We start from the raw sequence: 17,531 nt of genomic DNA on the forward strand, positions 1-17,531 counted from the left end.
CGCAAGCCGAAGCTCGCCTTGGCCACAAGGGCGAGAACAGGGAGAACGGAGCCACTCCCAGGCATTCTCAGCAATTACCGGCAACCTGAAGCGGCCCTGCCAGAGGCCGCGCCCTCGGCAATCGGCTCGCGTTCAAACCGCTTCCTTCTCCCTGGAAAGCCCAAGGTGCCAGTGCAGTTCGGTCAGGCCGCGCTTCAGCCAGGCCAGTTGCGGTTCCGGCATGGTGCGCAGCACCTCGTAGTCCATGACGCAGACGTTGAAGACCGTGGTCTTCACCCGCGGCCCTTCCGGCAGTTTCAAAAGCACGCCCTCGAGCTCCATCATCCGGTTGGCCGCAGCCCTTGCTGCCCGCGTGCGCTCGGCGGTCGTCTCGCCTTCAAAGCCCTTGACGCTGAACAGCGACTGCGCCCTGACACTGGGAAAGGGAATGCCGGTCAGGCTGTAGTAGCGCGCCATCTGCCGGGCATATTCGTCGCCCGCCTCGCGCTCATGCGCGGTGAGCTTGCCGTCGAGAAACATCCGGCCAAGCGTGTAGCCGGCAAACGGGCTGCCGGCATCCACGCCCTTGGCGCCTGAGAAATGCATGCGCTGCCGCGCCGCGATAGCGACGGAGCGCACTTCCCTTTCCGTTTCGCCATGCTTGATCTGCCCGCCGGGATAGCGCGCCACGTCGGCCTTGCGCGGCCGGCCCGCCTTGCTTGCCCGCTTGATGCGTATGCGTTCCGCCTTGGATGTCATCGTCCTCTTTCCTTCTCTTGGTCTGCGTTCCATAGGCCGCGCTCGTCCGCCCGAGGGCCGGAGTCCGGTTGCGGCGATGCCAATGCCCGTTCTGAAAATGTTTGTCTGTCGGTGCGCGCCCCGTGCGGCGTGCGGGCACACGCCGCCTTTCCCTTGCGGCTCGCAACCACGACGATCCGCCACCCAAGGCCGACCGTCCCATCGCCACCGATCATGATCGCCCCTGCCCCTGGCCATGACCCTTCGGTCGTAGCGCTCAGGTTCCGGCACATCGCTTCGCCCTGCCCTTGTTGACCGCGTGCAGCACCGAGGTGTGGTCGCGCCGGAAGATGCGGCCGAGCGCCGGCAGCGACAGGTCCTCGCGCTCGTCGTAGACCGCCGCCATGCAGCGATGGCGCGGCTCCACCAGCCGGCGCTCCCGGCGAACCCCGATCACATCGGCCCAGCCGATGCCGGGATAGGCAAGCAGCACCTCCTCGACGATTTCGCGCACCGGCCGACGGCTGAAGAGACCGCCCTCGCCGCCAGCGCCCGTGCCGCAGAGCAATTGCGCCTGCGAAAGGATGCGCGCTTCGGCATCGGCAAGCGCAAGCTCCAGCTCCAGCACCCGCAAGCGCTGCGCCTTCACATGCGCGCTCAGCGCGCCGAGCAGTTCGTCAGGCGTCGGGACCTGCTGTGGTTCGTCCTGCCCGGCACTGGCGGTCGCCGCACCGCCTGCGATCTGCAGGACGTCCGGTGCCCACCCGGCACTCGGCCTGCCATGTCCGCCGTGGGCGGCGATCGCATCGCTTGCGGTTCCATCCCTTGCGGCTCCATCCAGGGCGCGCAGTCCCGCCAATTGCATCGTCGAATGTCTCGTTTCAGGCTGCATCGCTCGTCCCCTCCATGGTGAAATTTGTTGCCGCACCGCGCCCTGCGCGGTGGGCCGTGTCGCGCTCCAGCCTCACCCGAAAGGCGCGCTGCTCGTTCGTGACATCGGCGGTATCGGGAAGGTCGAGCATCCGGGCCAGCGCGCCGGCCCGCTCGACCGAAGGCGTTTCCCCCGGCATGGGCGCTACCGCCTTGGCGGCGGTGTGCTCGGCGCGAAACTGCCGAAGCCGCACCCTCACCCGCTCGCGGATCTCGGGCGAGCGCTCGGCCACGTTCAATGTCGGATTCAGCGCCTCGGCGAGGTCGCGTCTGCGGGCCAGCTCGGCGCGGGTCGCCGCCGCCTCGCTCTTGGCCAGCGCCGCCAGCACCGGGGGCTTGGGAATGGTGCCCAGAAGCACGTTGGCGTTGGCGGCATAGTCGCCGCGGATCAGCTTCTGCGTCGCCGCTGAAAGCCCGCAGGCAGGCACCCCTGCCAGCGCATATCGGTAAACCGGTAGAAGCTTCCCAGGGTCGATGCCCTGCGGCATGGTCATGCCGGCGGTCTGCATCGCGTTGAGGCTGCGCAGGATCGCATCGTCGCTTGCCGGCGCCAGCCGGTCAGTGAGCGCGGTAATCTCCCGGCTCAAGGTCGAAAGTCGGTTGCGTGTTGATAAGGTCGTCATTGTCTCGGTTTCCATTCAGTTCTCGCTCTATCGCTTGTCGGCATTCCCGCTGGTGGCGGGCAAAGGCGCTTTCGCGTGGCGGCGCCTGCGGCCGGTGACTGCTGCGCGGCCTTGCGGCGTTGCGCATCCAGTTGCGCCAGGTGGCGAGCCAGTCGAGCTTGGCCGCGTCCCGTCCGGATTTTGCCGTCCAGTAGTCGCGGAATTTTTCAAGCTCCAGCTCCGTCTCCGCCGCGCCGAAGCCCAGCCGGATGGCAAAATCGCGGTCCGGCTCGAATTGCTCGGGAAGGCGCATGGCCCGCCTGCCGCCTGGCACAAGGCGCGATGGCGCAGGGGCCTGGGTCTTGCGCGATGGCGCGGGGGCTTGGGTGTTGTCGGGAGAGTTAATTTCTTTAGGGGGTGTGGGGGACCTTTCTTTATCAGAGAGGGGCACCGTCGCCGTGACGGCTCGTGACGTCACGTGAGCGCGGCGGCGCTGTTGCCGTTCGCGATCGCTCGCCCGACGCTTTTCGATGTCCGATTGCTGACCGGCTTCCGCCGCGCGCACGGCGCACAGGATCATTTCCGGCGTCGCGCCGCATAGAACCAGAGCCTCGACGATCAACGTGATCCGCATCGCCTAGACCTCGACCGTCAAGGCGAGCGCCACGCGGCCGAAGCAACCGGCTTGCCGCCGCGGCAAGAGCTGCTGCACAAATCTGTTGATCCGGCCCGCACACGAGCACCGTCGAGCGAGCGGGACGCGCCTCGCCAGGACCACTGCCACCGGCGAAAACGCACAACAATCCCCCCGCACAACAGCAGCAAGCACACTGCCCCATCGCGAAGATCGCACAGCCACGTCGCGCCGGCCGCGCTTGCCCCGGCACGAACGAGAGGTCGAGCCGTTGGCGCACTCCGCCACGCCTTCTTCTGCCGAGGGGTATGGCGCACAGAAAATTCTCTGCAAATTCACAACAGGCATGACGTCGTCTCCGCAAGAATGGCCGCACGGGTTCGCCTCGCCTGAATCGACGATCGGTCTCCACGTGCGCTGCACCTGTTCTGGTTTTCCCCGCGCTCTCGCCGGCAAGCCGCCCGAACCCCGCTCATACTTCGCCGAGGCGGGTCCTTTCGAACCCGCGCATGATCACGCACCGAGATCGCGTGCGATCATCGGGGGCATGCGTCAGAAACGGCTTGCCGGCGCCGAAATGGAAGCGAGGGGCCACCGGGGAGGAGGTGGGCAGCAGCCCCTCGCTGTGATCGCCGCCGCGGCTGCGCCCGCGTGCCGGGTCGGCACGCAACGGACGCTGCCAACGCGCCACATGTCACCCACACCGAACCGATCGGGCAACCAGGCAGGAGGGCGACGATCAGTCTCGTCTATGGCCTCGCCCGTCGTTGCCGACGAAGCGAACGCCCCACAATTCCTTGGCCCCTCGCCCCTTCACCCAAGGGGTGAACGAGGGAGCGTCCCCCTCCTCGCCTTCAGCCGGCGGCGGCAAACCACCGGCAAGGGCAATGACGACAGTCGGGCCGAACATCAGTATTTCCTCCTGTCTCGCCACACCGACGCGAACGCCTCGTCCATGGCCGGCCCGCTCCGGGTCGGAGCGGCATCCGGAAAACCCGGTCCCGTAAGAAGCGATTGACTGCTTGTTTCCGTTCATATCCTATCAATAATAGGATCCCGTCGCTTTATCAAGAGGAAAAATCCTATTGGACGCAGGAAACGAAATCTGGGATGCCATTCCGATGGATCAATTGCGGCACCTTATCCGGGAAGCAGTCGACGCGAAGAAGACGACCTACAAGGATCTGTCTATCGCGATCGGGAAAAACCACGCCTATATCCAGCAGTTCGTCGAGCGCGAGAGCCCGCGCGAACTGCGCGAGCGCGACGTCCGCACGATCACCGACCTGATCAGCGCGACGCCGGACGCGGGCGAGGCCAGCCAGCCCCGCAGCCCCACCGGCTTCAATCCTCAGATCGTTCCCGGCGAGCAGCTCGTCGGCCATCGCGATCTGCCGATCTTCGTCGCCGCCCAGGGCGGCGACGGCCATGTGATCGTCACCTTCGATGCCGTTGAATACGTCAAGCGCCCCTCGGTGCTCGAAGGCGTCAAGGGCGCCTATGGCATTTACCTCACCGGCACCTCGATGATCCCGGCCTATGAGCCCGGCGACATGGCCCTGGTGCATCCGCACCTGCCGCCCGCCCGCGACAAGGACGTCGTGCTCTATCACGTGCCGCCCGCCAACGATGCCGAGGCGATCATCAAGCGCCTCGTTTCGTTCAACGACCGGGAATGGACGCTGAAGCAGTACAATCCCTACCTGGAATTCACCGAGAGCCGGGTGGAATGGTCGTTCTGCCATCGGGTCGTCGGCAAATACAGCGCCCGCTGACGCCGCCTGGCATCACAGCTCAGTGGCAGCACCGCAGAGCAACACCATAACCATTTGAAAAACAAAATATTTATCGCGTCGACGCAACACCTGATCCTACGTCAGGCACCGATCAGGCAGCGAAAGCTGCCAATGTCGACGTGACCGGCAGCAAGATGCAGCAGATCCCGCCGATCCGCCGCGCGCCATTCCAGGTATGCGCGCACCAAACAATAAGCCCGAGAACCGACGGGCTCTCGGGCCACGGTTTTTCATCAGCATAACTCAAGCATGTCGCGCAAAAGTGCGCAGCGGTTTTGCGACAACGACATGCGCAAGAACAAGAGCTTAAAGCGCAGTAAGCGAATCCTAGAGGTCGCGACGCGCTTTAGGCGACGGCGCTACAGAGCGCGCGGACGAGCACGAAGCTCGAGCACCCCTTACAGCAGCGCAGGCTGGTATTGCGCCGAGCCACTGACGGCGCACCCCATGCCAATACCGCCTCGTCGCGCACGACCTGACAACACCGGCGATGCGAACCGACACGACACCGCCGCACAGATTTACCTCACTGCGTTGCCGCACACATCTATGCGGCCATGACGTCCTGCACGTCAGACGGCAGGTCGCCGCCGATGAAAAGGATGGTCACATCCTCGAATTCGCCGGTCGACAGATCCCCTGCCCGGCTGAATGCGACAACGCCCACCTTGGTCGATGCCAGCCTTTCGGCCAGCCTGAGCGCGTGGTCGGCCCCTGTCGCCTGCACTGGGATATCGGCGAGCAAGGCGCCCCTATTCCCCCGCGTGAAGCTCTGAACGACGAAGTATGTGACCATGTCATGCTCCTCTCTGCCATCTGCAATGGCAGGCCTAAGCTGACTCAATCAGTCGAACAAAACAAGAACAAATAAAGAGATATCGACAGCTCAGTCAGAAAAATCCTGCCGAAGATATTTTTCCTATTGACCATTATATAGGATTTTTCCTATCATTCGGTCATCAGTTGAAAACAGGGAAAGCCGGATCCGGCAACGCGTCTTGAGGCTCGTGCCGGCTCCCGGCTCCGTCGGCTTCGCCAGGGAGAAGGCATGACAGTGACACCGGCACGGAAAGCCACGTTTGCAGCCCCTTTCATCCAGAGCCGCGAGATCATCCTCGCGGTCACCACGCTTGGGCGCGGCCATTTCATCGAAGAAAGCGATTGCTTCGGCACCATCTTCGCCACTGCCGCCGATTGGCTGAAGACCCATGACGGCGAGCACACCACAAAACTCATCCGCTTCGACCTCGACGCGCTGCACGGCGAAGATATTTCCGAGACCGTCGCCGACGCCTGGCTCGACGATTTCGATCGCACGCCGGATGACGAACACCTGCTGCCCGCCTTCGTGCGCACGTCTCAAGCCTGGGAACGCTGGTGCGCGGATTTCGAGGCCCCGCATGGCGGTTTCGAGCAGGCCCGCCCCTTCGGCCAGCCCGGCCACGGCACGCTCAATCACCGCCAGCAGTTCGGAGCCCGGCCCTGATGGATATCGCGCTCGACAAGTCAGCGCTGTTTGCCGCCATGGAGGCCTTCTGGCAAACGGATACCGGCAACGACAAGGGTGTGGAGGCAGCCATCGCTGCCTATATCGAGCGCATGGGCCTTGCCCCTTTCAACGAGATGGCCGCCCGCAAGCGCGCCGCCCTTGCCGCCGCCACCGCCCGCCAGCCGGAGGCGGCGCGGCGCTGATCGCTCTCTCGCACCTATTGCAGGATGTCAGGATCGGAAAATCCGCCATGGCAAAGTGGGCGCTGGCCGCTTAAAGCTAGGTCCTGACCCTAGACACTCTTGGCAACCACTCTTGGGCAAATCTTTCATGACGCCTCGGCCCGATTGCATCTGGATTCACTGATGAAAATCAGAAACGCCACCATCGCCGACTACGACAGCTTGGTCGCCCTCGATACCATCGCGGCTGACGATCCGGAGCGACGGGGTCATATCAGGTCCTGGATTGAGGCAGGGTACTGCCATGTGGCCGAAACGGATAAGTCTGTCGGTGCCTATGGTGTGCTGGCCTACCATTTCTTCGGAAACGGGTTCATCGAAATGGTCATGACCTCGCAACCGCCCCAAAATACCCAATATAAAATACCCAATAAAGGCAGGCAGCATTCATCTGCGAAAATGCTAATAATCAAGCGGGGCAGGAACAGAGGGGAGTTACTCCATGCCGCGTCTAGCACAATTGTATTTCAAGACCGCGATCATCTTTCTGATCATCGGCATATCCATGGGCCTGCACATGGCCATCGGTCATGATCACAGCGCGATCGGCGCCCATGCCCACGCAAACCTGCTGGGATGGGTGACGATGGCGATCTTCGGTGGCTATCACGCGCTGAACCCCGCCAAGGCGCAGAAGCGCCTGGCGATGATCCAGTACTGCGTCTACACCGCCGGCGTCGCCGTGCTGGTGCCGTCGCTGTACCTGATGCTCACCGGCAGCCCGCAGTTGGAGCCGGTGGTCGCCATCGCGTCGATCATCATCTTCATCGGCGTGCTCTTGTTTGCGGCCATCATCTTCGGCAGCAGCGAGACCGTTTCGCGCCCGACCGCAGTGCCGTCGCGCTAAAGCATTTCCAGGAAAAGCGCGAAGCGGTTTTCCTTCAGGGAATGCTTGGAAACAAAGAGATAGAGCGTTTCTGCGGTTCCGTTTAAACCGGAAACGCTCTACAGCGCCGCGCCACCTCCATCTTTGCTTGCCGGTCCTGCGGAGTGACGCGCGCGCCGGTAAATTCAACGTGTCCGGCAATAAAAACAAGGACTAGCGCCGTTTCACGCCGGCACAGCCCACTCGACACCTCCCGAAACTTGGCGCAATCTGGAGGCGTCTGTTCGAGAGGTTGGCATGACCAGGTTGGCGCGAAAAAGTGGAACCACGCTGGATCTCGACGCGAGCCAGGTGCTGCGCATTCGCAAGACGGATCCACGCCTCGACGAGGATCTCGGCAACACGCTGATCAATGCTGGCCAGACCTTTTTCGTCCAGGAGGACGCGACGGCGGTCGCCGCCGCCGTCAAGGCCGAGCTGCCGTCCCTCTGTCGTTTCACCCATCGCCTCGGCGCGCCGGTCTGGATCAATGCACAGGCGGCCAAGGGGCCGATGCCGCTTGCGCCCAACCACCACGTCCCCGGCCTCGGCTCGGCGCTCGATATCGGCGGAAAGCGCCAATATGTGCGCGAAAGCCCGGAGGAGGTCAGAAGCGCGATCGCGGCGGCCGGTGGCGACGTCCAACCCATCCCGGAGGAAGGCCTCTGGGTGCAGGGAAGAGAGACGCTGAGGGAGATCCTGGGCAGCCTCGAGGCCTGGGACGAAGAACTGTCGACGCTGGAATAGGCCCGACCTGCCCCAAGCCGGCGGCCCGCAGCCATGGTGCGGGCTCCCGCGGCCAGACCGGCAAAGTCCATTGTCGTATTTATTTCATCAGGCGTACCGGAATCGCCGAATCGGACCTTCCCCAGCCCGAGGGCGGCATAGTATTTACCGTACCGCGCAGTACGTTCCTTTTATGGACTGCGCTTCCCCGCACCTGAGCCATTTTGGGTGCTTGCTTGCCCCGCCATCGCGCGGGGCTTTTTCTTCCGCGGCACAGAGCATTTCCAGGCAAAGTGCGAAGCGGTTTTCCGTTACAGCGCCGCGTCTTATCAGACGCGCAAAGGTCGCTGTAGCACCTTGAATTGCTGCATGTTTTTATCCTTGAATCGGATAGGATTTAAGGAAACATGCAGTAGGAAATGCGAAAAACAAAGAGACAGAGCGCTTCCATGACTCCGTCTACGACTGAAACGCTCTAATCAACCTTGAAGACCGCATCGCCGACGAAGACGATGACATATTGCCCCGCTGTCGTCGGCTGACGCGCCCAGTTCGAAAGCTGCTGCGCATAGGGCTCGCGTTTCCAGATATCGGGAAAGTCCGGGTCGACGAGCACCGTGATCTGCGGCCCTTGCCGGTAGATCATCATGTGCGAACGCGCCGGATCCCATTCGGGCCCGAGCCCTTCGTCCGTCATCCATAGACAGAGAAAATCCCGGCAGAGCTGCGGCCGCCGCTCATAGATCCGGCAGCCCTGTCCCTCGGCGCAATTCTCACACCATTCGTTGGCCGGTTTTGCCAACGCATCGATATCCGGCAGCCGACAACAGAGCGTGCAGGTGCCGCAGGCGCGATCGGCAGATAAGGTCTGGTTCATGGGCGCGTCCGTATCATCTCGCTGACGGAGGCGACAGAAAATTCGCCGACCGCGCCCACGATGCCGACAGCCTACATGACATCATCCTCGACCAAGACGACTTGAGCAGGCTCGTATGCTTGTAGCTGCTACTCTTTCTTCATTCGGAATTTCTCGTGGCAGGCGCCGCAATTCGTGGTTACCGCATTGAACTGAGTCTTCAATGCGTCGAGATCCTGCGGATTGGCAGCTACGGCAGCGGCCGTATCCACTCGGAGTTTCTCGGCGACCGCTTTGAACGCGGCCATGTCTTGCCAAATTGCCGGCAAGGCGGCCGTGTCTCCTGTTTCACTACCTGCGGGAAACAAGACGTCCGCGTCGAATTTCTGTGCATTCTCGCTAAGGCCTTGGAGTGCGGCCATGGCAACGGCGGCGTCAAACGGCTTTTCTCCCTTGACCATGGGAGCGATGGTGCCGACCAGTTTACCGCGCTCCTTCATGATAGCCTTGCGGTCTGCAATTGGGTCAGCGAAGGCGGTGGAGCCCGTAAGCGCGAGTGCGGCGATGGCAAGAATGAGCGTTCTCATGAGCAAACCCTCTTGTTGCGGTTAAGCGACAACTAAAATACACGCAAAGAATCCAACCCCAACTCACGCTTTCGTGTCGACTTCAAATAGTTCAGCCGTGATTGCCAAAAGGAAACGCCCTCGGAGCTGTGTGGGCTGGACTGGTCACCCGCCGAGATGATCCGTGGCGATGCCCGCCGTCGCCGCCGAAATACGGAAAGTCGAAGCTCGGCAAAAGCTCCCGCTCGCGTGGCATTCCCGGGGACGCGATCTACCTCGCGGGGCAGTGCAGAAATGTCTCTTGCCGTTGCGTCACTCCGCCGGCTTAGTCAGCGCATCGCAGCAATACTCAGATAAGGCTAATGTCGCGATTCCGCTGCTCACTGTACCATGCGCCCACCGGTTGCGACCCTGGGGGCGGCAATGTTTCTGCAACGAACCGAAATTCGTGAGCCAACGATAGAGGTGCGGGAATTCGCTGGCGAAGGCAGGGTCGAAATCGACGAGCGCATCCTTTTCGACGACGAGGATTCCCATATCGTTCTGCTTCTGGAGATCCTGGCCGGCGACGTCATCTTCACGCTGCGCGGGCCGGATGTCGAAAACCTGGCCCAAGGCTTCGGCGATCGCGTGCGGCTCTATGTCATGCCCCCCGCCCGCCGCGCCTATGATGCTTTTCTGGAGATCCGCGCCCGGGCCGGCAGCCGGTTCCGCGCCGTCATCGCCCGCATTGGCGGCGCCTTCGTCGGCGGCGCCGACGCGCTGCCCTGCCGCGCCTGCAAGCAGGCCTGCAAACTGCTGATTTCCACCGTGCTCGCCTGTGTCGGCATGCCCAACCCTGAAGACCTGACGCCCGGCGAGGTGCTGCAGATGTCGGCCGAGCAGTCGCAGCATCTCGACGAGGCGCTCGGCCATGCCGGCATCCGCGGCCCGCTGGCGGAAGGACCGATCGGGACATTCCTCGCCCTGTTCGCGGAAAACTTCCGGAGCGTCGTCTGGTCCGCGTTGCAGACCGCGCAACAGGTCTTCGAGCTTCCCGACACGATCTACAGGCTCGCCAGCGAACGCCTCGGCTGCTGCCCATAAACCCGGCACGGCGCCGCGCGTCAAACATGACGAGCAAAGGACGCTGTAACGCTTTAAACTTGCTGCATAATTTCCTCCTTGAACCGACTCCGATTTAAGGAATTATGCAGTCGGCAGCCGAACCGCGGCGACAACGCAAAGCCGGCATCGTCGCTCGCCCTCTGTCTATCATTCCAGCGATTTTCCGATTTCATTTCTAGGGGCCAACCTGCACCGCCCTACGGGCCAACCGGCACTGCAAAACATTGCTCCGCCCTACAGCGCCGCGCGTCTTATCAGACGCGCAAAGGTCGCTGTAGCACTTTGAATCGCTGCATGTTTTTGTCCTTAAATCGGAGACGATTTAAGGACAAAAACATGCAGTAGGGCCGACCAGATATGGAGCCCGGATACGCAGTCATGAGAACACAACGATCAGTTCAACTGAAAGCAAGTGCCATCAGTCTCTTGAGCACCCTTCGATCAAACCCGTCATTCATCCATGATGGACCCTTCGGCTTGCGCCCCGTTGGGGCCACCATGGATTACCTGACGATGCTCTTTCACGCATGCGCATGCGGATCGTGGCGATGCGCCCAGACCGCCCAGGCCGACACGGCGGCCACGAGCAGCCCGAGGACGGCATGCGTCCACATCACGCTCATATTGGCCGTATAGCCGAGCACCCAGGGCGACACGACCAGCCATGCCCCAAGCGCCAGATTGGCCCACTCCTCCCACTCTGCGAAGACCGAGAGAGTAGCGTAGGCCAGCACACCAAGCGCAAGCCCAACCATCCAGGCATTCCAAGCCGGAACGGTTTCCATGCTATACCCGATCACCCAGGGAGAAAGGAAAAGGCACACTGCCAGCGCAAGATTGCACCAATCCTGCCCTCTTTTGCCTTCCATGAAATTGTACGCCATTTGACAACCTCCACGAATGAAGTTTCACCAAGGCGTTACTGCCAGCGCGCAGTTGCACGCCCTGGATTCGAAATGGTTGTTGCAAGTAGAAACTTCAAGTGGCTGTTCGCAAAGGACGTTCTGCCCGCTGCCGCAGGAAGGCGGCATCGGCTGGCGAATTGGCGAGAGCGATGGCAATGGCATAGGCCCTGGCCGCTTCCTCGGCCTGCCCCATCCGCGACAGCAGTTCCGCCCGTGCCGCGTGGTAGGGCTGGTAGTCCCGAAGCTCGCCGGCGAGCGCGTCGAGCGAGCGCATCGCCGGTTCCAGCCACCCGGCCTCGCAAAGCGCCACCGCCCGGTTGAGCCGGACGACGGGCGTCGGCTCCAGCCGCAGCAGGCTGTCGTAGAGCAAGACGATCTGCGCCCAGTCGGACGTTTCGCCCTGAACGTAGCAGGCGGCAATGGCGGCCTTGATCTGATAGGGCCCGGGTGCGCGCCGCTGCATGGCGGTATCGATCAGCCCAAGCCCCTCATCGATCTGCCCCCGGTCCCATTTCATCCGGTCCTGTTGGGCAAGCGGCACGGTGACACCATCGCCGCCGACGCGCGCCAGGCTGCGCGCATGGGTGATCAGCACGAGCGCGAGGCACCCCTCGATTTACCCCACCGGCCGGAAACGGCAGGCGGGGTCGGACAGACCGTTTGATGGCCCACGGTCAATAATAAGGCGACATGCACTGCGCTCTCACGCCGGCCCTCGGAACGTAGGTGTTGTCATAGGGCCGGTAGGTGCGACAGCACGACAGGCACCAGTCGACATGCGCCGAGCTATAGTCGCTCGGGCCCGGACGATACCGGGGTTCGCGGCGCTGGGGTTCGCGATATTGGGGCTGCCGGCTGCTGATCGCGCCGCCGATGAGCGCCTCACTGCACCTCGACGTGGTCATCGATGTTTGGGAGAGGTCGAACGGGCCTTGAGCGGTTGCGCGACAGGTTCCGATCGCCCCCGTGTCGCCCCATGCTTTTCCTGGATTGCGCCGGTGTTACTTGACGGTCACACCCATTGCGGGTGAGCCCTCGCTCGACCAGCAGGAACAGGGCTCGCCGGCCGGGCCCGCGCCATAGCTGCACTGCTTCTTCGGCGTCTTGCACTGTCTTGGGCTGCGCGCGTCAGCCAGCGCCTGCGCCTCGGCCGCCGCTGCAGCCTTGCCCTTCTTGCCGCTGGCCGGCTTCGTGTTGGCTTTTCCGGTCGGTTGCGCCTTTTCTACCCCGGCCCGGGCATCCCGGGACGGGCCGGTTTCGCTGCAGGACGAAACAAGCAAGAGGGCAGCAACGGCGAAGGCAATTCCGGCGACGATCTTCATGCGATATCCGGTAATCCGACCGCCGCGAATTTTCAAGATGGCTCGCGTGCGGATTTACATGCCGAGCGGCGCGCATCCCAGCCCCTTGATGCAGGCTGTAGCCCGCATCCCACGCCAATCGCGAACGTTGCAGACGTAGGTCGGGCGCTTGAATACACGCCTCGGCTGACATATTTGCCCGAAAAAGCAACTTCTCCCACATGAGCATGCGATGAACTTCCGTCTACTGGCCGCCAGCATGATCATCGGGTTGTTATGCATGATCGCACTCTACCTCTTCGCCCCAAGAACGGCCCCGAAGCAGATAACGGATGTCGAGTTCAAGAGGGCCGCCGAGTCTTTCATCAAGCGCCCCGGAGCCATGCAAGAGTGGGTCAAGATCTGCCGGCCATTGCTGATGCCGCAATTGCTGGACGCCAAGGTTGAAGGAGCATTGCTCTCGACGCGAACCGCCCAGGCAGAGGATGTCTGCCGACGTTTTCTGAACGTCATGGCTGATGGCCGGCTGACGATGAGCGAAATCAACAGCCAGCCAGACCCGTTTCCATTCAAAGTCGTCGAGGATGCGGAACGGAGCGAACCGCCTGTCGATAGGTAGTAGCGCAGCAGAGCACCGGCGGCATCAGCGGCGCGCTTTCTGCAAGGCGTCACGATACCCGCGGCTCATTGCAAGCCTCGGCCGTAGTCGCCTAGTAATTCAACAGTCGCATGTAGAGAATTGGTTGCCCGTCGCGGACCAAAGCGACACCCGCTTCGCCATACAGCGGGCCTTTTTTTTGGCTCCTGCAGAACCATAGCGAATCCCCCGGCGTCATGGCATCGAGCAGCGGCGCGAACACGATTTCGGGATCGGGAAAGCGTTCGACAATGTGCTGCGGGACACCACCAAGCTGTTGGAAGAGCCAGTCGCGAGCGTCCTCTGGGCTCGTTTCCCGCACCAACTCGAGATTTGTCGGATTACAATGCAGCCTCAGATTGCTCGCCATGGAAGAGCCTATCGCATTTCTCAACCAGAGCGTCAAGGAGCACGCGGATTTCCGCCTGCATGCAACCTGGTCTAGTCGGCTCTGCGCATCTTGTCTGCAAAAACGCCTAAGCTGGTGCCCGACCATTGAGAACAATCTAGCCGGATGCCCTCATCAGCCAGCTGGCAGAGGACGAGGCAATCGATGAGGCCGATACGGCCGTCCCAGCTGGGCGTCGACTGCAACGCACATGTGATCGAGGCGACTCTACATCAAACCTCGCACGGGCTCTCGGCTGGCTGAGCCGCAACTGCTCGTTTCCTCATGCTGAACGATCGGGCGCTCAGGGAACTGGTGCCGGGGGCGTGATCCCCTGGTAGTAATCACCTTCGCCGCCACCTCAGTACTCGTTCGTGTAGCGTTCGCGTGCGTCACCCAAAGTCCGTGCCGGCGGACGATAAAAACCGTAAGCGCCGTACATCGGCACCGGCTCCACGTACACACTGCCCGTCGGCATGCGATCGACATAGACGCCGCCGGGTGCCGGCTCGTAATAGTAGTTGTCGGCAAAAGCCGGTGCCGTGGCCCCGGCAAAGGTGACGACAAATGCGACCCATGACATCTTCGTGGAAATTCTCATGGCGTTGCTCCTATCTCCGGTCGGGATTCAGCCCCGCCTGACGAGATACCAGGCAGCCTCTGCCTGCGGGCTCGCGCTGCCTGGCATGAATAACGCTTGATCGCTGCAACCGTTCCACCAATCAGTTGGTTTCATGTGGCAAATTTGATGTTCTCTTGCCCCGGAAGTCAGGAGTTCCGGCGCAGCAAAAAGGTCGATGGCAGATGCCCGCGCCGGGCCCTCTCCTACAAATCGGCCGACGGTTTTCGCACTGAATGGCAGAAGCTGATGGCGAAAGAACAGTGCAAACGGCTTCGCGAAGGGCGCATCGTCTTCCACGATCTGCGGAAAAATGCGGCGATCAATCTGTTGGAAGTTGGGTGCACCGAGAACCAGGTCGGGGCGATCTGCAGCATGTCGGCGCAGATGGTTCGGGACTACGGCCGCGAGGTCGCGTTGTGGTCATTGGCAAAGGATGCAATGAAGCTGACGGAGGCCCGCTGGAGCGAGATCAAGCCGGCTGCTTTCCGGAACAAGAACGGAATGTGAATTGGAAACCGTTTCCAATCCGTTGGAAACCGGCAACATCTTGCAGAGCAGAAAACTTGGAAATGAATCAGCGGCTTAAGGAAGTTTTGGTGGGTGATCACGGGCTCGAACCGTGGACCCGCTGATTAAGAGTCAGCTGCTCTACCAACTGAGCTAATCACCCATCCGGACCGCTTCGGTGTTTGTCGCTGCGGTCTGGAGGGGCGTATAAAGGCGTTCGTTCGGCTTGTCTAGCGTCCTTTGTAAAATTCTTTGGAAAAAATTTTGGCGGCGCCGAAAACGGGCTTTTTCCACAGGGGTCTGCCGCTCCTCGCGCCAATTTCGTTCGGGCGCCCACCTTAAGTCCCTGAAACGACACGTGGTCGTTTCAGAGCGCGACCCGGGATGCGGCACCTGCGGCGAAAGCGTGCCGGCGGAAAGCGTGCGGCGGTTTCGGGACAAAGTCATGCAGGGCAGCAAGGATCCAAAGCGCGCTCAGCAATTCCGCCCCAGCGCAGCGCCTTAGGGTCAGGACCTAAAGCAACAGCTCGCCGGCCGCGATCTTCACCGCATGGCCGCCGATGCGCGCCGTGTTGATCTGGCCGCCCGCCACGTCGAGATGCAGGTGGATGAAGGACGGACGGCCCATCTCCACCCCCTGCTCGATCAGGAACGGGTGATGGCCGTCGACCAGCTGGTCGAAATGGTGGATGGCGCCGGAGAGAGCGGCGGCGGCCGCACCGGTTGCCGGATCCTCGGCAATGCCCATCTCGGACTTAAACATGCGGGTGTGGAACCGCGCCGTGTGGTTGATGCCGCCGCGACAATAGAGATAGGCGGACGCGAGCCGCCCTTCGGCCAGCGGCGCCAGCTGCTCCCAGCGCTGCGGATCGAATTCGACGATAGCCGCCGCAGAGACATCATGCATCGGCACCATGACGAAGGGGACGCCGGCGCTCCAGAACGACGGCACATGATTCTCGAAGCCGATCTGCGAGAGCTTGAGGCTCAGCGCGTCGGCAAGCGCCTGCTTGTCGAGGCGGGCGTCGAGCCGCGTGGATTTGCGCGGCAGGTCGAATTCGGCAAAACTCGCCTCGCCCGGCTTGATGCGCACGGCGCAGCGCACCGGCCCTACCTTCTCCTCCAGCACCTGCACGAGATCGGCGCCGTCCTCCGCCTTGCCGTGCGCCGCTTCGGCGATCGCCACTGCCGCGCCGACGGTCGGATGTCCGGCAAAGGGAAGCTCGCGTCCCGGCGTGAAAATGCGCAGCCGCGCCGTATGCGCCGCCCCGCCCGGCCGGCGGATGAACACCGTCTCCGAAAGGTTGAATTCCTGCGCGATCGTCTGCATCGCCTGATCGTCGAGTGTATCCGCGCCGAAGACGACGGCCAGCGGATTTCCCTCCAGCCGGTTCTGCGTGAAGACATCGTAGATCGCGTAGCTGAGCGGCATTTATTTCCCCTTGCGAATATAGTTCGGCCACGAACTTGCAATGTCGTCGCCCGGGCGGCAAGCGTAAAAACGCCGCCACGCACCGGGCTCACCGCTGTCGGGAACCCCGCTCGGCACCGGGCGAAAACCAGCCGAAGACGCTGCCGCCATGGGCTTCCAATCACACCTCGGAGCCGTAATTGTGCGAGCACGCCCCCTGCCGGTGCCGGGAAAGTGATCACTACAGCCGGCAAGGCTCGACCACCCGACCGATTTGGTGTTGGTCTAATACCAGCGCAGGTTGGTATAGGCTGGCAGCGCAGCTTCAGGCAGCCGGCGCATGCGTCGAGCCGCACATGCTCCAGACCGGCCATGGCCGGGAACGGACGGGCCTCGACCGGGAGATCACGCGCAATTGGCTCGCCCGGTCTTTCGGCCCGACGGACATCTGACGGGGCCACGCTCCCCCGTTCATCCCTCGATGACCCAAAGGGTCACCGCTTTCCGTCAAACAGCCAGGTGAGGATCGGCGCGATGAAGGGCGGATAATTGTGCGCCCCGGGGTCCGGCCCCCAGATCGCGATCGCCTCGTCGATTTCGGGCTCCGGATCGGCGGCGATATGCGCCGCCACCCCGGCAACCAGCGCTTCGGCCGTTTCCGCCACGCGGTAGAGCCGGAACACGGTCACAGCGCGCTCCATATGCAGCACGTGATAGCCCGGCTCGGCCGCCGCCGCGTCGAGGTCGATGCCGGTTTCCTCCAGCGCCTCGCGGCGGATATTGCCCGCGATGTCGCAGCGGCCGTTTATCACGTCGTCCGGCTCCAGCGAGCCCGACGGGCTGTAGACCCGGGCCGGATTGGCCGTGTGCGAGCCCATGCGCACCAGGATCAGGGCACCGTCGGATGACAGGATCACCGGCATGGCGAACAGGTGGAAGGCGGCGTTCGCGCGGGTCTTGCGCCACCACAGAAAGGTCGAATAGGGCACCACATGCCCCTCGCCGACCACCCGGCCGTTTTCGATCCGAAGCGCCCGCTGCAACACCATCTGCCCGTCGAAGAGATGAGGGTTGGCGGCGATCTCCGCCTGCCAGTTCGCCTGCGCCTGATCCACCTGATCAAGATGGAAGGGATGCGGGCCGTCCTTGACCCGGATATCGACGCCGGAGATCGGCAGGATCACGCCTTCCTCGGGCCAATGGGCAAGGTTGCTTTCGAGAGCGTCCATC

25 protein-coding genes and 1 tRNA gene are annotated in these 17,531 nt (G+C 62.5%); 8 read left to right on the plus strand and 18 right to left on the minus strand.

Annotation, left to right across the window (positions count from 1 at the left end):
- Positions 1-132: 132 nt before the first annotated feature.
- The 5 genes from BC360_RS00830 to BC360_RS32060 form a co-directional block, all read right to left on the minus strand.
- Positions 133-738: a hypothetical protein gene (locus tag BC360_RS00830; protein ID WP_065786965.1), complete on the minus strand. Its 606-nt coding sequence runs from the start codon at positions 736-738 to the stop codon at positions 133-135.
- A 256-nt stretch (positions 739-994) separates the two neighbouring features.
- Positions 995-1,609 carry a helix-turn-helix domain-containing protein gene (locus BC360_RS00835; RefSeq protein WP_065793914.1) on the minus strand — a complete coding sequence of 205 codons (615 nt, stop codon included), beginning with the start codon at positions 1,607-1,609 and terminating at the stop codon, positions 995-997.
- On the minus strand, positions 1,599-2,285 hold the full coding sequence (locus BC360_RS00840) for a hypothetical protein (protein WP_244512646.1): 687 nt from the start codon (positions 2,283-2,285) through the stop codon (positions 1,599-1,601). The genes BC360_RS00835 and BC360_RS00840 overlap by 11 nt, the downstream gene beginning before the upstream one ends.
- Complete coding sequence (locus BC360_RS31250) at positions 2,206-2,883, minus strand: hypothetical protein (protein ID WP_139109863.1); 678 nt, start codon at positions 2,881-2,883, stop codon at positions 2,206-2,208. Before BC360_RS31250 ends, BC360_RS00840 begins: the two co-directional genes overlap by 80 nt.
- A 739-nt stretch (positions 2,884-3,622) precedes the next feature.
- The gene (locus BC360_RS32060; RefSeq protein WP_161491349.1) at positions 3,623-3,793 is read right to left on the minus strand and encodes a hypothetical protein; all 171 of its coding nucleotides are present in this window, start codon (positions 3,791-3,793) and stop codon (positions 3,623-3,625) included.
- A 175-nt stretch (positions 3,794-3,968) separates the two neighbouring features.
- Between BC360_RS32060 and BC360_RS00855 the strand changes: the two genes are divergently transcribed.
- Complete coding sequence (locus BC360_RS00855; protein ID WP_065786960.1) at positions 3,969-4,658, plus strand: helix-turn-helix transcriptional regulator; 690 nt, start codon at positions 3,969-3,971, stop codon at positions 4,656-4,658.
- A gap of 568 nt (positions 4,659-5,226) precedes the next feature.
- Here BC360_RS00855 and BC360_RS00860 read toward each other — a convergent pair.
- Positions 5,227-5,475, minus strand: coding sequence for a hypothetical protein (locus tag BC360_RS00860; RefSeq protein WP_065793917.1), 249 nt, complete (start codon positions 5,473-5,475; stop codon positions 5,227-5,229).
- A 252-nt stretch (positions 5,476-5,727) separates the two neighbouring features.
- Between BC360_RS00860 and BC360_RS00865 the strand changes: the two genes are divergently transcribed.
- Together BC360_RS00865 and BC360_RS00870 are read left to right on the plus strand one after the other, a co-directional pair.
- Entirely contained in the window at positions 5,728-6,165 is a 438-nt protein-coding gene (locus tag BC360_RS00865; RefSeq protein ID WP_065786958.1) for a hypothetical protein, read from the plus strand.
- Positions 6,165-6,371: a hypothetical protein gene (locus BC360_RS00870; protein WP_065793918.1), complete on the plus strand. Its 207-nt coding sequence runs from the start codon at positions 6,165-6,167 to the stop codon at positions 6,369-6,371. The genes BC360_RS00865 and BC360_RS00870 overlap by 1 nt, the downstream gene beginning before the upstream one ends.
- Positions 6,372-6,527: 156 nt before the next feature.
- Here BC360_RS00870 and BC360_RS31260 read toward each other — a convergent pair whose 3' ends face one another.
- Positions 6,528-6,797 carry a hypothetical protein gene (locus tag BC360_RS31260; protein ID WP_139109865.1) on the minus strand — a complete coding sequence of 90 codons (270 nt, stop codon included), beginning with the start codon at positions 6,795-6,797 and terminating at the stop codon, positions 6,528-6,530.
- 55 nt (positions 6,798-6,852) lie between these two features.
- Here BC360_RS31260 and BC360_RS00875 point away from each other — a divergent pair, with 55 nt between their 5' ends.
- Positions 6,853-7,257: a hypothetical protein gene (locus BC360_RS00875; protein ID WP_065786952.1), complete on the plus strand. Its 405-nt coding sequence runs from the start codon at positions 6,853-6,855 to the stop codon at positions 7,255-7,257.
- 276 nt (positions 7,258-7,533) lie between these two features.
- Positions 7,534-8,022 (plus strand): hypothetical protein, encoded by a 489-nt coding sequence (locus tag BC360_RS00880; protein WP_065786951.1) that lies wholly within the window; start codon positions 7,534-7,536, stop codon positions 8,020-8,022.
- Positions 8,023-8,476: 454 nt separating this feature from the next.
- On the opposite strand, the gene BC360_RS00885 is transcribed toward BC360_RS00880, so the two are convergent.
- Positions 8,477-8,878: a hypothetical protein gene (locus BC360_RS00885; RefSeq protein WP_065793919.1), complete on the minus strand. Its 402-nt coding sequence runs from the start codon at positions 8,876-8,878 to the stop codon at positions 8,477-8,479.
- 128 nt (positions 8,879-9,006) lie between these two features.
- Positions 9,007-9,444, minus strand: coding sequence for a c-type cytochrome (locus BC360_RS00890; protein WP_065793920.1), 438 nt, complete (start codon positions 9,442-9,444; stop codon positions 9,007-9,009).
- 402 nt (positions 9,445-9,846) lie between these two features.
- Between BC360_RS00890 and BC360_RS00895 the strand changes: the two genes are divergently transcribed.
- Positions 9,847-10,509, plus strand: coding sequence for a hypothetical protein (locus BC360_RS00895; RefSeq protein WP_065786948.1), 663 nt, complete (start codon positions 9,847-9,849; stop codon positions 10,507-10,509).
- Positions 10,510-11,051: 542 nt separating this feature from the next.
- Here the strand turns inward: BC360_RS00895 and BC360_RS00900 are convergent.
- From BC360_RS00900 to BC360_RS00910, 4 genes are all read right to left on the minus strand, one after another.
- Positions 11,052-11,414 (minus strand): SPW repeat protein, encoded by a 363-nt coding sequence (locus tag BC360_RS00900; protein WP_065786947.1) that lies wholly within the window; start codon positions 11,412-11,414, stop codon positions 11,052-11,054.
- 94 nt (positions 11,415-11,508) lie between these two features.
- The gene (locus BC360_RS00905) at positions 11,509-12,051 is read right to left on the minus strand and encodes a DUF6596 domain-containing protein (RefSeq protein ID WP_320416821.1); all 543 of its coding nucleotides are present in this window, start codon (positions 12,049-12,051) and stop codon (positions 11,509-11,511) included.
- 58 nt (positions 12,052-12,109) lie between these two features.
- A complete protein-coding gene (locus BC360_RS32935) occupies positions 12,110-12,340 on the minus strand; it encodes a BA14K family protein (RefSeq protein WP_083222371.1) in 231 nt (76 codons plus the stop codon).
- A 96-nt stretch (positions 12,341-12,436) separates the two neighbouring features.
- Positions 12,437-12,757 carry a hypothetical protein gene (locus BC360_RS00910; RefSeq protein WP_065793922.1) on the minus strand — a complete coding sequence of 107 codons (321 nt, stop codon included), beginning with the start codon at positions 12,755-12,757 and terminating at the stop codon, positions 12,437-12,439.
- A 238-nt stretch (positions 12,758-12,995) separates the two neighbouring features.
- On the opposite strand from BC360_RS00910, the gene BC360_RS00915 reads away from it, so the two are divergent.
- Positions 12,996-13,355 carry a hypothetical protein gene (locus BC360_RS00915; protein WP_139109867.1) on the plus strand — a complete coding sequence of 120 codons (360 nt, stop codon included), beginning with the start codon at positions 12,996-12,998 and terminating at the stop codon, positions 13,353-13,355.
- 91 nt (positions 13,356-13,446) lie between these two features.
- Here the strand turns inward: BC360_RS00915 and BC360_RS00920 are convergent, their stop codons facing one another.
- Both BC360_RS00920 and BC360_RS00925 read right to left on the minus strand, forming a co-directional pair.
- The gene (locus BC360_RS00920; protein ID WP_065786943.1) at positions 13,447-13,743 is read right to left on the minus strand and encodes a hypothetical protein; all 297 of its coding nucleotides are present in this window, start codon (positions 13,741-13,743) and stop codon (positions 13,447-13,449) included.
- Between the two features lie 379 nt (positions 13,744-14,122).
- Entirely contained in the window at positions 14,123-14,362 is a 240-nt protein-coding gene (locus BC360_RS00925) for a hypothetical protein (RefSeq protein ID WP_065793923.1), read from the minus strand.
- A 96-nt stretch (positions 14,363-14,458) separates the two neighbouring features.
- Between BC360_RS00925 and BC360_RS00930 the strand changes: the two genes are divergently transcribed.
- A complete protein-coding gene (locus tag BC360_RS00930; RefSeq protein ID WP_244512647.1) occupies positions 14,459-14,890 on the plus strand; it encodes a hypothetical protein in 432 nt (143 codons plus the stop codon).
- 87 nt (positions 14,891-14,977) lie between these two features.
- Here BC360_RS00930 and BC360_RS00935 read toward each other — a convergent pair.
- The 3 genes from BC360_RS00935 to BC360_RS00945 all read right to left on the minus strand — a co-directional run bounded on the left by BC360_RS00935 (position 14,978) and on the right by BC360_RS00945 (position 17,530).
- Positions 14,978-15,053 (minus strand) — tRNA-Lys (locus BC360_RS00935).
- A 351-nt stretch (positions 15,054-15,404) separates the two neighbouring features.
- The gene (locus BC360_RS00940) at positions 15,405-16,322 is read right to left on the minus strand and encodes a PhzF family phenazine biosynthesis protein (protein ID WP_065793925.1); all 918 of its coding nucleotides are present in this window, start codon (positions 16,320-16,322) and stop codon (positions 15,405-15,407) included.
- A gap of 473 nt (positions 16,323-16,795) precedes the next feature.
- Complete coding sequence (locus BC360_RS00945) at positions 16,796-17,530, minus strand: NUDIX hydrolase (protein WP_065786939.1); 735 nt, start codon at positions 17,528-17,530, stop codon at positions 16,796-16,798.
- Position 17,531 lies beyond the last annotated feature (1 nt).

Source organism: Ensifer sp. LC163 (assembly GCF_001695855.1).
In the GTDB taxonomy this organism is placed as follows: Bacteria; Pseudomonadota; Alphaproteobacteria; order Rhizobiales; family Rhizobiaceae; genus Ensifer.